We start from the raw sequence: 14,795 nt of genomic DNA, 5'->3' as shown, positions 1-14,795 counted from the left end.
GTCTAGTCTCTTATAACGTGTAAGAAAGTGATTTTTGGTGATTCAATATGGTATAAGTTTGGAATGAGAGGATCTGACGCTATAGAGGTCTTTTATTCAATATGCAAAAAGTAAATTATTTTTATAAATCAATCTATTGCCCAATAGGTAAAAATTTATCTTTCAAAGTGAAAAATATTGAAAGCGAATGTGATTAAAATTTTCCTCTATTCGTACAAAAACATTGCTTATGAAAATACGTAAAGATGAGATTATTGAGATAGTAATTTCATAGTTCTATTTTAAGGTTTTGGTGCGTTAAGCATCGATATTTTAAGGTATGATATTTTTGTTATTTTCTGAAGCTAGATTATTTCTTTATTATGGTGATTTCTAACAACAAATGTTCTTTTATCTCGTTTATCTTTTTATACTGGCTTGAGTGAATCAAAAATTAATTCATAAAATTTATGGCAATGCTTCTAAGGGAGATATCTTTTTTCTTTCTATAGAAGTATGCATTGATGGAATCAAATCAAGAAGATAAGAGTGATGATAAAGACATTTCATTATAGAAAAATTGCTCAAGATGGATGTGCGCGTCGAGGCGAAATTATTACCGGACGTGGGTGTGTTCGTACACCTGCTTTTATGCCTGTGGGGACGGCAGGAACCATTAAGGCTATGTACATGGATCAAATACGTGATCTTGGGGCGGATATTATTTTGGGGAATACTTATCATTTAATGTTACGCCCAGGCGCTGAACGTGTTGCCCGTTTGGGGGGATTACATGAATTTTCACGCTGGAATGGACCTATTTTAACCGATTCTGGTGGCTTTCAGGTTATGTCATTGGCGGGAATCCGTAAAATTACTGAACAAGGTGTGATTTTTCGCTCTTACATTAATGGAGCTTACTATGAAATGAGTCCAGAGCGTTCTATCGAAATTCAAAGACTTCTTGATGCAGATATCCAGATGCAGTTGGATCAATGTATTGCATTACCAGCCACTGAAAAAGAGATGGAAGAAGCTATGGAACTTTCATTGCGGTGGGCACAACGTTGTAAAACAGCTTTTGGAGAACAGCCAGATAAAGCATTGTTTGGGATTGTTCAAGGGGGTGATAATATGAAACTGCGTGAACGTTCTGCTCAAGCGTTAAAAGAAATGGATTTAAAAGGTTACGCGATTGGAGGGCTTGCTGTTGGGGAGCCGCAGAGTGTTATGACAGCAGTGTTGGATACGACTTGTCCGATTTTGCCAGAGGATAAACCGCGCTATCTTATGGGAGTGGGGACACCTGATGATATTTTACAAAGTGTTGTGCGTGGTATTGATATGTTTGATTGTGTTATGCCAACGCGTGCAGGACGTCATGGTTTAGCTTTTACACGCTTTGGTAGAATTAATTTACGGAATGCACGTTATGCAGAAGATCCCCATCCTCTTGATCCACAGTCACTTTGTCCAGCAGCAAATGATTATAGTTGTGCTTATTTACATCATTTGATTAAATCTGGTGAATCTCTGGGGGGGATGTTGTTGACTTGGAATAATCTTTTTTATTACCAACAATTGATGCAAGGAATTCGTGATGCCATTGAAGAAGGCTGTTATGCTGATTTTTGCGCTGAAACGCGTGCTCTATGGGCACAAGGACGCTAAAAAATATTCATCTAATATAGCGTTTAGTTTATTTTTTATTAAATGCATTTTTTTACTTATAAATTTTACTAAAAAAATGAAATTATAAATACTTTTTAAAAATATAAAATTGCACTATCTTAAAACCTGATGGTGCTATTTTATGGGGCATATTTCTTTTTGGTATTACCATATAAAACAGAAACTGTTACTCCGGTACGCGCTACCTGATCCGGAGAAAAACAGTTTATTTCTGTTTCTGATGACTGTTTAAAACAACAATGTTAATGAGGCGTTAGCGAACTCTTAAAGAAGTATGAAAATTGTATTTTTATGAGTTCTTTTATGTTTTTTATTGATCAAGGTAAAGAATGTGTTACATGCAGCAGAACAGATAAACTTTTAGAAAACTAAAGTAATAATAAATTGATATTATCATATTTATTCTCTGTTCTATTTATATAAAAATTATAATATATTATGTGAATATTTCAAATTTACAGATAGTGAATCAGATCAAAAACAATCTTATGTTCTTTCTCGATGAGATGAGGGTAAATGTCTCTAGAATAAGATTATTTAATCATGGAGAAATCAAGCACTCTTATCATGAGTATTTTAAAAAGATTCTGCAATAACCCATAAAATGGCATACTCGTTGAAATTATAGCTTATCGATTGGGAAGGGGATATTCAGGTCATAAAAACGAAGTAATAATAAATTGGGGAGAAATTTTATACTTGTATCAAGCGAATGATGAGATATTGTTCACCTGTTTGGAATGCATTCTTCGATAAATTTTAGAGTTGTTTATAGCGTGTGGTACATCGTTCTAAATAAAGATTTAGGGTACAATTGAAATGCTGAAAAGAGGAGACAAAGTTTATTATCTGGGGTTATTATCTGGTAGGGCTCATAAAAATAGTTGAATACATCTTAACCGTTAGTTTTTTGAAAGATCCTTCATTAAAGAATCTTACTTAAAATTTTACTGGGGACGGTTTTGCATGCATGTAACCATGTTTTGAATTTTTATTTTACGTATTACAGATATCTACAGCAAAAATTCTTATCCAGAAGTGATGATATGAAGGATTCTCATAAACAAAACATTCTTGCATTGAAGACTGATTCGAGAATACGACGTTTAGCAATTTTAGCCCTTGCAGTGGGAAGCTTTGCTATCGGGACGGCAGAGTTTGTTGCAATGGGGCTTCTACCAGAGATGGCACGAAGTTCATCTGTTGATATTCCTACTGCGGGTCAATATATTTCTGCTTATGCATTAGGGGTTGTGATTGGAGCCCCTCTTTTAGCTGTTGCGACAGCTCAGATATCACGAAAAACTGTTTTGATAGGATTGATGTTTTTTTATGCCTTAGCAAATATTGCGAGTGCTTTTTTTTCTGATTTTAGCATATTAGTCGTATTACGCTTTCTCAGTGGTCTTCCCCATGGAATCTATTTTGGGCTTGCGGCTATGGTTGCCTCTTCAATGGTGGAAATGAATGAACGTTCTAAAGCTGTTGGGTCTGTGATGCTTGGCTTAACCATTGCAACCGTTTTAGGAGCACCAAGTGCAACTTGGATTGGTCAACTTATTGGTTGGCAGATTGCTTTTTTCCTTGTGGGTATGATTGCTTTATTGTGTTGTTTACTTATTTGGAATTTTTTGCCTTGCGATTCAATGCCTCCAAGAACGAGCCCTTTACGCGAAATGGGGGCATTAAAGCAAAAGCAGGTATGGCTTCTTTTGGCAATGGTTTCGGTGGGAGCGTCAGGATTATTTTCTGTTTTCACGTATATTAAGTCAACATTAATGCATATTTCTGGTGTTTCGCTTGAGTGGGTGCCATTTATCATGCCCTTAGTTGGATTGGGGATGGTGGGTGGAAATCTCTTGGGGCCTAAATTGGCTGTTAAAATAGGCATTTCGCCGATGATATTTTTTTCTATGCTTTGGAGCGTATTTGTTTTTTTTCTTTTTTTCTTTTTATCCTATGCTCCCTTAACAGCAGCAATAGGATGCTTTTTTGTTGGGACTTCTTTTGCTGCTATGCCTTCTATACAAACAAAAATTATGGATGTTGCACTACAGGGACAGATTTTGGCAGGAGCATTAATGCAATCTGCTTTTAATATTGCCAACGCTCTTGGTGCAGAAGCTGGAGCATTGGTTTTAAAATTGGGCTATAGTTATGAATATACAGCTGTTTTAGGGAGTGTGCTAACTTTGTGTGGATTAATGATTTTTTGCGTCTCATGGTCTATGGAGAAGCATGCTTAATATTTTTCTTTTTTGAGTGAAGAAGGAGTTTTTATATTTATTTTTAGTTATTGGAATGTCCTGTTGGATTTTTTAATATGCAGTAAGAAATGCGCAGCGCTAATGGAATAGCAAGACAAAATAAAAGCCCCATGAGCACTATAAGAAGAGTTTTTGCTGCTAAGATCATTCCGATTGTTCCTCCAGGATTAAAGAGGCCAGCAAGATTGGTGATGACCCCCGCTAGAGTTGCACTTAAGGCCGCTGAAAATAGTTGTACAGAAGTAAGGGATTCACTGGCGCGGAGAGCATCTTCATCATTTGCACATTGTAAGATCCTTGTGAGCAAATGTGGCCACGCTATGCCCGCACTGATCCCAATAGAAAATAGTGCTAAGCAAATAATAAAAATGTATCCAAGTGTGGAAACTTCTGTTGGAATAAGCCATAAAAGAATGGTGATGCCTAACAGTTTTAATAAGGGGGAGTATACAATGATGTTGCGAATTTTTTGTGCGGAGATACCAGCACTTGATAGGGCTCCACATGTCCACCCTAGGCTCATGAGTGCTGCTATATAACCAGCAATAAGTGGAGCTTGCCCATGAAGTTCTTGAAGAAAAAGTGGAAAATAAAGTTCTATACTGTATACGACTATTGTCATAACGAGTATCAATGCGTAAACAGGAAAAATTTCAGAAGAAAAAGAAAAGGTTTTACGGGGCAACATAGGATGAAAGGAAGATGTTTCGATTTTTGCTAGAACAAAGAGAAGACTAAGCCCGATAACGAGCCCGCAGATTTTTGCCATTGTTGACTCCATAGTCCCTCCAACAGAAATGATAAAAATCAATAAGGTGAGTGTGAGAAGCTGGAGAAGAGGGAGAGGGGCTGTTGGAATATCGTTTTCATTCTTTTTGGGTAAAAATTTAAAGGCGATGAATGAGAAGAATATAGCCAATGCACCTATGATCCAAAAGGATGCTCGCCATAGGCCATAATATACAGAAAGTCCCCCGATCGCTGGTCCTAACAAAGTTGATATTCCCCACATTCCAGAAATAACACTTAATGCGTGTGACCATAAAGATGGGCTGAAAGCGATACGTACCATGGAATAAGATAGGGATAACAAAGAACCACTTCCAAATCCTTGAATGAAGCGTCCTATTAAAAATAATGGCATAGATGAAGAAATGCTGCACAAGAAAGTTCCTAGGGTAAAGATAAGCCCAGAGATAACATAAGCATTGCGAGGACCTAATTTTCCTAATATTTTTGTTGCAAGGGAAGTCCCTACCAGTGAAGCTGTAATGAAGACAGTCGCTACCCAAGAATAATATATCTCATGCCCAATATGATCCATAAGAGAGGGTAAAATAGTAATAACAATATAAACGTTGGTGGCGTGCAGCACAACTCCGCCTGTAAACGTTAAAAAGCAAAGACCATTTTTACCCACTAAAAGCGTAGACCAGCTTTGTTTTTTCACTGTTTTTGCTATTTAATAAAAATTTATTCTCTTTTCGCTTATAAGGCAGTTCTTTAAATTTTCCAAGAAAAATTCAAAGCTCTGTTAAGAGCTTTGAATTTTGATTAAATTATTGCTTAATTACTCATTGCTTTTTTGAGATTTTCATCAATTTTATCAAGAAAGCCTGTTGTAGAAAGCCATTTTTGTTCAGGTCCAATCAAAAGTGCGAGATCTTTCGTCATAAAACCTTCTTCAACGGTTTTAATACAAACTTCTTCCAATGTCGTGGCAAAGTTTTTTAATTTCTCATTATTATCCAGTTTGGCACGGTGTGCTAGTCCCCGAGTCCATGCAAAAATAGATGCAATAGAATTTGTTGAAGTTTCTTCATTCTTTTGATGCTGACGATAATGGCGTGTTACGGTGCCGTGTGCGGCTTCTGCTTCAACAATTTTACCGTCTGGTGTCATGAGAACGGAAGTCATAAGACCAAGAGAACCAAAGCCTTGAGCAACAATATCAGATTGAACATCACCATCATAGTTTTTGCATGCCCATACGTATCCACCGGACCACTTTAATGCAGAAGCTACCATATCATCAATAAGACGGTGTTCGTAATATAATTGACGGTTTTCAAATTCATTTTTAAATTCCGTATCAAATATTTCTTGAAAGATATCTTTAAAACGACCATCGTAATTTTTTAGAATGGTATTTTTTGTTGAAAGATAAACCGGAACATTCCGTTGTAGTCCATAATTAAAAGATGCGCGGGCAAAATCACGAATTGATTCATCAAGGTTATACATCGCCATGGCAACCCCTGCACTTGGGGCATTAAAAACCTCATGCTCAATAACTTGATTATCATCCCCGACAAATTTAATGCTTAATTTTCCTTTACTTGGAAATTTAAAATCTGTAGCTTTATACTGATCACCAAACGCGTGACGCCCGATAATAATTGGCTTTGTCCAGTTAGGAACAAGGCGGGGAACGTTTTTACAGATAATGGGTTCGCGAAAAATGACTCCGCCTAAAATATTGCGAATGGTGCCATTGGGTGATTTCCACATTTTTTTTAGGTTAAATTCTTTGACGCGTGCTTCATCAGGTGTGATGGTCGCACATTTTATACCAACCCCATATTTCTGGATAGCATTGGCAGAATCAATCGTTACCTGATCATTGGTTGCATCACGGTTTTCGACGGAAAGATCATAATATTTGAGATCAATGTCGAGATAGGGATGGATTAATTTATCTTTGATATATTTCCAGATGATACGGGTCATTTCATCCCCATCGAGTTCAACAACAGGGTTTTCTACTTTGATCTTTGCCATTAGAAGTCCTTTTTCTTTTAAGTGATATTACTTTATAGCACCTTCAGGTTTATAATGAAAAGTAAAAACAAGGGAAAAAGGATATGTAAATATGGGTGTTAGAATATATGATCAATAGAGTGTAAACTTTTATTAAAGAGTTTAATTCTTTGAAAAGAAGTGATGTGTTTGCAAACTTATCACCATTGTATAAAGGATAAAAAGTCTGTTTAATCGATAAAGTAAGTAGCTCATTGGGGAATGAGACGGATGTATTTTTATTTTCCAAGTTTCCATTTTATATCGCTATTTGATTCTAAAATTACGGACTGTTTGTTTATAGAGAAATTTAATGTGATACAAAGGCCTTATAATGAGAAATAATTCAACTAAAATGGATTTTTAGTGGTCAATTTCAGTTTTGAAAGTTAAAAGAAATGCATAAAGGCTGTGGTCGGTTTTTATTTAAAAATTAACAGCATACGTATGAATGTAGCTTATAAAATTACCTTATTACGAGAGAAAGCTCTCTCTTTAACTTATATTTTATTGATTTATATTGCTATCGACGTCTACATTAGAGCGTTTTTCCTGAAAAGAAGCAAAAAATGAATCACATGATCACTCTTGCACCTTTTTTATGAAAAGACTTCTTTAAAAAACTATCCTTTCATTTATGATCCCTCATCTTTAAAAACATGAGTAAAATGAATGTCTTATATAGAAGGAAAAGAAGGAATGGTACGCTCAAGGGGCAAATAAAAAGTAAGTAAAATACAGCACTTATGTTTAAGGTAAGGGAATAGTTGAGTCTTGATTCTATTATGTTTTTTTGCATCTATCCCTAACTTTTTTGGAGCTTCAAGAGCTAGTCTTTTTAGAATGGATTTTAATAATTTTACTTTCTCAAAAGGAGATCTCTTTATTACATAAAACGTGTAAAATCCCAAGCCTTAATACATAAAAACCGCATCAAAATGAATTGATACGGCTTTTATATTAAAAGAATCAACGAAAATATAGTTTAATAAAAAAATCTTTTCATTAGTAGATTACATACTTTGTGTATAAAGGCAAGTGTGTTTTTATTCAAATTGAACTAATCAACATAGTGTGCTATATTTTAAAATATAGAAAGCGTAAAAACTTTCTGTTGCAACGTCATGATGGCGTTGTGTTTTAACCGTTCCTTCGGTTAAAATGATGCACTTTTTAAAAATCGCTACAAAAGAAAGCCGTGTCCTTTAAAAGACGCGTTCTTTTGTGTGTTAGCGCTTGTAACTTTACACACAAAGTATTATCTCTTGCATGAGACTTGAGAAATTGAGGAAGACCTTGTTATGTTTTTTACATAACAGGGTTTTCTTTTATGTTAGCTATAGGTTTTCTCTATTATTTTCAAATAATAAAGCCGCGTCAAAATAATGATGCAGCTTCTGTTTTGCAATGCATGAGCGTTATCGTTATTCATAAGTATTACAAACATCTCTTTTATTGCACAAATCGTATCAAAATGCAATATTAAAACAGCTTTTAAATCTTCTCTAAAGCTGTTGTTTTCTCACCATTATTAGGAGTTTGTTTTAAACTGATTTGTAAATTTAAAGCATCTAAAACACTAAAGAAAGTAGAAAGTCGTGGATCACCTTTTTTGCTTAAAGAGCGATAAAGAGATTCACGATTTAACCCTGTCTCGTGAGAAATTGCAGTCATTCCCTGTTTACGTGCAATAATTCCTAATACATACGAAACATAGCTACTGTTTTTAGTTTCTAAAGCATCTTGTAATAATTCTTTAAAATCTTCAGTGGTTTTAAAAAATTCGCTAGCATCAAATGGTGTTATTTTCATTGTTAATCTCTTTTACTAATTGAAGGGCTTTTTCGATATCCTTTTTTGGGGTCGATTTATCGCCTGCGTTTAATAATAAAATAATCTCTTTCTCTCTTTTTACAAAATAAATTCGGTATCCGGCACCATAATGGATACGTAATTTCCCTATGCTATGAAAGAATTTAACATCACCTAAAAGACCATATTCAAGACGCAAAATGCGCATAGCAATCTTCTTTTGTGCTTGTTTTTCTCTTAAAGAATTTAACCATTTAGTCTTAAAGAATTTAACCATTTAGTGAAGTATATTGTTTTCTTAATAATAAACATATGTAGTTTATAAACTACAAAATAAGTAATGTAAATTCTAATCTTTTATGTGAGAATACTGTTGTTATATTGTTGAAATAATTGTAAAAACATATAAAATATATTATGATCTTTACATCATTTAATGGAACTTGCAAACATGCTTAATAAAGTGATTTTAATTGGTTATTTAGGTGCAACCCCCGAAAGTAAAACAATGCCTTTGGGTGGCGAGGTAGTTAATTTTCGCATGGCAACGTCTGAGAGCTATACAGACAAGGCAACCAATAAGAAAATAGACAAAACAGAATGGCATTCTATTGTGGTCTTTAATCTACATTTTGCAAAAGTAGCACTCCAGTATCTTAAGAAGGGTAGCAAAGTCTATATCGAGAGGCGCTTACAAACTCGTAAATGGCAAGATAAAAACGGTAGTGAACGCTACGTAACAGAGATCATATTGCCCCCCAATACAAAGACGACTTAAAGCTTTTAGATGGCAAAAATGATGATGATCAAGATCAGTCATCAGCTTATTAAGGTATGCTCATATAATGGGTATGCTAATCATAAGGGGGTATAGAGCCTTATAATCATAATCTATACCTCTTCTATTAAGTTGATTACCTACAATCTTAAAAGGAGTGTTTATATGCGTTATTCTAAAAAAAGAACATTTGCATTTTTAAACACTTTTATTTGGATTACCTCTAAGAGATTATACCGTAATCTAAAATGATAGCTTTATTGTTTTCAAAAGTTTTGTTTTCTTATAGGTTGTGAAGGTTTCTCAACCCCTCAAAACACCTTCAAAAATATATCTTGGGTTGTATTTATGGTTGAGTTGTCGATATAGGTTGTGTCAATAAAACATTAACATGTTGAAATATAATAACTTTTATTTTTTGATTGAAAAAAAATATGTAAGGGGGCGTAAAAAGAACCTTCAAAACCTTCAAAATTCTCAAAACTCATAACCATAATACTCTTGAAGCATTTCTTATGATTACAAACTGTCTTTTGAAGATTTTAAAAGATCACATGCTTTTCATAAAGCACGTTTTAATCACTCACTAAAATAACCACTTTTGTCAGTTCAATTTACTGGCAGATAACTGACAAATATATATTATAGACTGTATTTATGGTTGTATTGTCGACATAGGTTGTATCATTAAAATACTAACATATTAAAATATAATGTTTTAAATGTTTTTTCATTAAAAAAATAATATAGGCTTTAGAAAGAACTGACAAAAACGACAAAAGTCTATTAAAAGGGATTTTGCTCATCTCTATAGTTATCTGTTTCTCTTTAGATGTTTTCATAAAAAGCTATAAATCGCAATTATCCTATTTATCGTTTCTCTTATGAAAATGAAAAATGATGCGGTGGCTATAGAAAAGATAACAGCTATAGAGAATGCGTGAAAAAAGCAGGGTTTTATAATCACAATGCAAATAAAAGCGTTAGTTATAAAGATAATACCTCTAAAAAGGCTATTAAATTGCAAATGTGTTATAAAAGAAATTAACAGAAATCTTAAAAACTATTTAGTGAAAAAATAGATACGTTATAAAGTTAAAAATACGTATGATGAGAGCGTTTATAAATATTATAATGTATACCTTTTTAAAGGTTACTTGATATAGAATAAATCATCTTTAGTGATTTTTTCGTTAGGATAAGCAGACTGAAACTTCTGTAATCCCGCATCTGTAATGCCATCACGAACTTTCTTTTTTGCTTCTGTAGAAAATAAACTATGCTCATGATGTTTTTCTTCTTCACAATAGAGCATAAGTGGATAGCATCTTGATTTTTCTAATGTGTCAAAACTAATAGGCTTATTTGTCATGAGACAAGAAAAAGCTTTTTGACTTCCTTCTCCCGAAATGCAAATTCCAAGGTTATAAGGGATATCCCGATTAAAAAATTGATGAGTTTGCCCTAACGCTTCATTTAGTAATGGTGATGCATAATGCCATGTTATCATAAACGGGCGATAAAGAACTGGAACCTTTAAATGAACATCAAAAGTTGCGTTGATTCCTTGCTTTAATTTAGAGATAAGAGCATTTGCCCAACTAATTTTGGTAGCATCATAATCAATAATCTTCTTTATAGGTACAGATGGATTCTCAGCAATAAGACGTTTTTGTATATTAAAAAATTCAATTGTTTTTGGAATAGATAAATTTAATGCATTACTTGAAAAGTTGTAAACCCAAGCATCTCGAGCAGAATTCACACCACGTGATGCCTTCCTAAATAGCGCAGCATCTATTGAGTTATTTTTAATACCCATGGGTATAAACTGATTAAAATCGGCTTCTCTTTGTTTTATCCAATCCCCATGCTTATCCGGTTCGATTATTTGCCATCCTTGTTTGTGTGTAATACCATCCATGCTACCAAAGTCCTTAATTGTCTTAAGCTTTTCTTTTCTCGTAAGGTAATCTCCAATATCACGAAAATATATCTTACCATGCTGCTGTGCATTTAGATTTTTTACGAGAATAGAGATGGCTATAGGAGCTCGAGAGTCAGAACCAAAAATTTTGCCACCTTCTTTACGAGAAAGTTCTCCAGAGGTTCGTTGATTACCACGTAAATGGAAAATATAAAGGCTCGAAAACTTCTTAACAAGGCATTTGCGTAACCCGTCCATAGAACTTCCATCAATGAAGCCCGCGTTTGTGACAAAACCAATAACACCAAGGTTTTTTATACGGTCACTCGCTCAGCGAATAGCACGGATATAACTGTCATAAAGTGCTTGTAATAAACTTGTTGTTGAATGAGTGGCATAAGCTTCAGCAATACGTTTATCTAATATCGGATAGGATGTATTTGGATTATTATCATTAGCACTTTTTTGCCCTGTTGAATAAGGAGGATTGCCAAAGATAACTTTTATATCCAGATTTTTTGATGTTCTAAATATTCACTGTTTTCTTTAAGTATGCCTTTCATCAAATCTTGTTTTTCAATCATCCGAAACGTATCGGTTAAGCCAATATGTTTGAAAGGAATATAGTTTCCTTTTATAAGACTATGATAGGTCGATTCAATGTTAATCGCTGCTATGTAATAGGCTAGCAAGACAATCTCATTGGCATGGATATCATGACGGAACTTATATTCCATATCCTCTGGTTTTATAAGATTGGATTGTAAAAGTCCTGTGATAAAGGTCCCTGTACCTGTAAAAGGGTCAAGAATAGAAACACCACGTGATCCTAAGCTTTTTCCAAATTCATTGCGTAACACTTCATCAACAGAATGAATGATAAAATCCACAACTTCAATGGGGGTATAAACAATCCCAAGCCTATCGGTGGTTTTCTTAAATGCCTTGGCAAAAAAGCTTTCATAAAGTTTGATAATAAGATTCTGTTTTGCATGAGTTTCGGTAATCCCTGCTGTATAGAACGTGACACTTTTGTAAAATTTATCAAGATCTTTGGTTTTTTCTTCAATATTTGTTTTATCCAGTTCAGTTAAGATTTTATCCATGGCTTGCGAAATGGCATTGTTTTGCACAAATTCATTGCCCTCAAACAAGGCTTCAAATACGGGACGCGTCACAAGATGTTGTCCTAACATCTCAAGCGCTTCCTCTTGGGTAATACTGTCGTTTAAATTACTCTTTAACTCCTTATGAAAGCTCTCAAAGGCATGATAGGCTTTACTGGTTTTATCAGAAAGGATATCTTTAAGGAGAAAATTAGTTCCTTTATATGAAGTGATCAATGATCGTTCAGGTGATGTGGTGAATTTTTTCGGGTGTTGCAACGCCATTATTACCCTTTCATGGATCTGTTGGAGTTCCAGGTGAGTAGCTGTGAGGCGTTTGAACGGTTACGCACCCAAGATCCCAAGACCCTGACAGATTTAGAGCGGGCATTGCGGTTTTTATATCTGCAGCGGTTGAGTTTTGGTGGCAAAGTGGCAAAACAGACGTTTGGAGTTGATCCACACCGTGGTGCACGGTTTAATAGTCTCAAACTTGAAGCCTCCTTAAAGCTTATTTACCGTCGTTTAGCAGGTGTGACCATTGAACATTTAGATTGGTTTGAGTTTATTAGGCGCTATGATCGTCCCAACATCTTGTTTTACCTTGATCCGCCTTATTGGGGTGTTGAGGATTACTATGGCAAGGATTTGTTTAAGCGAGAGGATTATCAGAGGATATCCACACTGCTTGCACAATTAAAGGGAAAGTTTCTTCTGTCACTCAATGATGTGCCGGAGATTCGCAAAAGCTTTAGCCCATTTAAGATAAAAGAGGTCACCATATCTTATACATGCAGTTCAAATAATCCAATTCCAGCTCAAGAGCTCATCATCTCAAATTGCGACTTTTAGCAAAGGAGAAAAAGCTGCCTTAAAGGGTCTTTAAATGATCTTTGAAAGGTCTTTGAAGACCCTTTGAAAACCTCTTTAATTTTTTAAAAAAGACGTGAATTTTAAAAATGAATTGCTGCAAAACCTGCTGACAAGCTACATACAAGACATATAGAATCAATAATTTATAGCACGATAAAAGTGCTGTGGCGGAGGGGGTAGGAATGCTATATTTATATAAAATCAATAGATTATATAGAAGTTTGGGAATTTTGATACCGTTGATTCTTTTAACTTATTTTCTGCCTATCCCGAACCTTTTTAGAGCTTATTCTCGATCATTTAGTTCTAAATTTATCTTTTATTTTCTCTTCTTTCAGATATTAAGAAAGATGGCTGTGAGAGAAGGAATTGTGTTAGAGATCTGCTAAGGTTATTGTGTTTCAAAGGTTGCTTTTTAACACCTTTTGAACTATATTACCACCTTATTGTAAGGTAGGAGTATAGTCATGGCTACAACTGTTAAACTGTCTGATGATCTCATTAATGAGGCTAAGCGTTACGCGTCTGTTTATAGCCGCTCGGTTCCTAAGCAAATTGAATATTGGTCGCGTATGGGCAAAATAGCCGAAGAAAATCCAGATCTCTCCTTTCAATTTATTCAAGCAATCTTACTTGGACAACAAGAAAATGCAGATGGCGATGTAACAGCATTCGAATTTGGCTGAATCTATGCAAGTTTTACAAACCCATTCATTTAAAAAAACTATCAAAAAACTGCATGCCAACCAAAAACAAGATCTAGACCAAGCTGTTCGCGTCATTATGAAAACGCCCACCATTGGTCAAGCCAAAACAGGTGATCTTTCTGGTGTTTTTGTCTATAAATTTAAAATGGCCAAGCAATTGACGCTGCTTGCTTACGGCTATGAAGATCACACGATTACTTTGACCTTGTTAGCACTTGGCTCTCATGAAAATTTTTACCGAGATCTTAAAGCATAATATATTTTACAACTTGATAGAGGCACACAGCATTAATTTTACTAAAGTTCTCCAGTGCTAAAGGTATTAAACCAAAATTTATAGACATGATCAAGCTATATTGGGCACCTAATTGCGGCATAATATTTTTAGCTAAAGCGATTGGAGGACTTTGCAGCAAAGGAGTACTGCACTCATCTGCTATTACATACCTCTAACTTGAGTTAAAAACAAAGCTCTTCCGTACACCCCAACAAATGGCTTTGTCATGATAGAACTTTACTAGATTAGAGGTAAGTCAGTAGCATCTGTTATAAATTTAACGCTTCGCACTTTCCTCGGTAAATTCAAGCCGCAAAATACTAAATACAACTAAGTCCTATAGCTCAATGCGCACATAATCATGCATGGTGTTTCTACGCTCAACAAGTTACACCTCAGTTCTCTTGCGCAAATACGAATAAGAAGGGTTTAATTTGCTAATTTTAGCTCAGTCTTAAGTACAACGTCTGGAAAGGCTACACGTGCCTGCTGCATCAACGTAATATTAATGCCATAGAAAAATCCCTTACTATCTGCTATAGCTTCATAAGGATTGCCTATAATGTAAAAAATGAAAA

Annotated in this window: 7 protein-coding genes and 4 pseudogenes; 6 read left to right on the top strand and 5 right to left on the bottom strand. The window is 34.8% G+C overall.

Translation table 11 applies throughout. The features are described from left to right. The first annotated feature begins 531 nt into the window (after positions 1–531). Together tgt and PVV70_RS05320 are read left to right on the top strand one after the other, a co-directional pair. On the top strand, positions 532–1,650 hold the full coding sequence (tgt, locus tag PVV70_RS05325; RefSeq protein WP_273758252.1) for a tRNA guanosine(34) transglycosylase Tgt: 1,119 nt from the start codon (positions 532–534) through the stop codon (positions 1,648–1,650). A 1,067-nt stretch (positions 1,651–2,717) separates the two neighbouring features. Continuing rightward, positions 2,718–3,917, top strand: coding sequence for an MFS transporter (locus tag PVV70_RS05320; protein ID WP_273758251.1), 1,200 nt, complete (start codon positions 2,718–2,720; stop codon positions 3,915–3,917). A gap of 43 nt (positions 3,918–3,960) precedes the next feature. On the opposite strand, the gene PVV70_RS05315 is transcribed toward PVV70_RS05320, so the two are convergent. The 4 genes and pseudogenes from PVV70_RS05315 to PVV70_RS05300 all read right to left on the bottom strand — a co-directional run bounded on the left by PVV70_RS05315 (position 3,961) and on the right by PVV70_RS05300 (position 8,861). Continuing rightward, entirely contained in the window at positions 3,961–5,388 is a 1,428-nt protein-coding gene (locus PVV70_RS05315) for an MFS transporter (protein ID WP_273758250.1), read from the bottom strand. Between the two features lie 116 nt (positions 5,389–5,504). Then, entirely contained in the window at positions 5,505–6,719 is a 1,215-nt protein-coding gene (locus PVV70_RS05310; RefSeq protein ID WP_273758249.1) for an NADP-dependent isocitrate dehydrogenase, read from the bottom strand. 1,512 nt (positions 6,720–8,231) lie between these two features. Continuing rightward, positions 8,232–8,549, bottom strand: coding sequence for an addiction module antidote protein (locus tag PVV70_RS05305; RefSeq protein ID WP_273758248.1), 318 nt, complete (start codon positions 8,547–8,549; stop codon positions 8,232–8,234). Beyond that, positions 8,530–8,861 (bottom strand): annotated as a pseudogene (locus tag PVV70_RS05300) (type II toxin-antitoxin system RelE/ParE family toxin). The gene PVV70_RS05305 and the pseudogene PVV70_RS05300 overlap by 20 nt, the downstream one beginning before the upstream one ends. Before the next feature lie 139 nt (positions 8,862–9,000). On the opposite strand from PVV70_RS05300, the pseudogene ssb reads away from it, so the two are divergent. Next, positions 9,001–9,380, top strand: a pseudogene (gene ssb / locus PVV70_RS05295) (single-stranded DNA-binding protein). Between the two features lie 1,109 nt (positions 9,381–10,489). Here the strand turns inward: ssb and PVV70_RS05290 are convergent. Continuing rightward, positions 10,490–12,564, bottom strand: a pseudogene (locus PVV70_RS05290) (type ISP restriction/modification enzyme); the annotation flags it as partial. Here PVV70_RS05290 and PVV70_RS05285 point away from each other — a divergent pair. The 3 genes and pseudogenes from PVV70_RS05285 (at position 12,536) to PVV70_RS05275 (ending at position 14,196) form a co-directional block, all read left to right on the top strand. Further along, a pseudogene (locus PVV70_RS05285) lies at positions 12,536–13,212 on the top strand (DNA adenine methylase). The pseudogenes PVV70_RS05290 and PVV70_RS05285 overlap by 29 nt on opposite strands. Before the next feature lie 488 nt (positions 13,213–13,700). Beyond that, positions 13,701–13,919 carry a TA system antitoxin ParD family protein gene (locus tag PVV70_RS05280; RefSeq protein ID WP_005773872.1) on the top strand — a complete coding sequence of 73 codons (219 nt, stop codon included), beginning with the start codon at positions 13,701–13,703 and terminating at the stop codon, positions 13,917–13,919. Beyond that, complete coding sequence (locus tag PVV70_RS05275) at positions 13,912–14,196, top strand: type II toxin-antitoxin system RelE/ParE family toxin (protein WP_273758247.1); 285 nt, start codon at positions 13,912–13,914, stop codon at positions 14,194–14,196. Before PVV70_RS05280 ends, PVV70_RS05275 begins: the two co-directional genes overlap by 8 nt. Positions 14,197–14,795 lie beyond the last annotated feature (599 nt).

It is taken from the genome of Bartonella sp. AU55XJBT (genome assembly GCF_028618525.1).
The sequence above is the reverse complement of the archived record's forward strand: the minus strand, read 5'-3'. Positions and strand labels throughout refer to the sequence as shown.

Excerpts from the sequence above, each read along its gene's own strand:
- tgt (WP_273758252.1), top strand. The coding sequence starts at position 532 with ATGATAAAGACATTTCATTATAGAAAAATTGCTCAAGATGGATGTGCG.
- PVV70_RS05320 (WP_273758251.1), top strand. The coding sequence starts at position 2,718 with ATGAAGGATTCTCATAAACAAAACATTCTTGCATTGAAGACTGATTCG.
- PVV70_RS05310 (WP_273758249.1), bottom strand. The coding sequence starts at position 6,719 with ATGGCAAAGATCAAAGTAGAAAACCCTGTTGTTGAACTCGATGGGGAT.
- PVV70_RS05305 (WP_273758248.1), bottom strand. The coding sequence starts at position 8,549 with ATGAAAATAACACCATTTGATGCTAGCGAATTTTTTAAAACCACTGAA.
- PVV70_RS05280 (WP_005773872.1), top strand. The coding sequence starts at position 13,701 with ATGGCTACAACTGTTAAACTGTCTGATGATCTCATTAATGAGGCTAAG.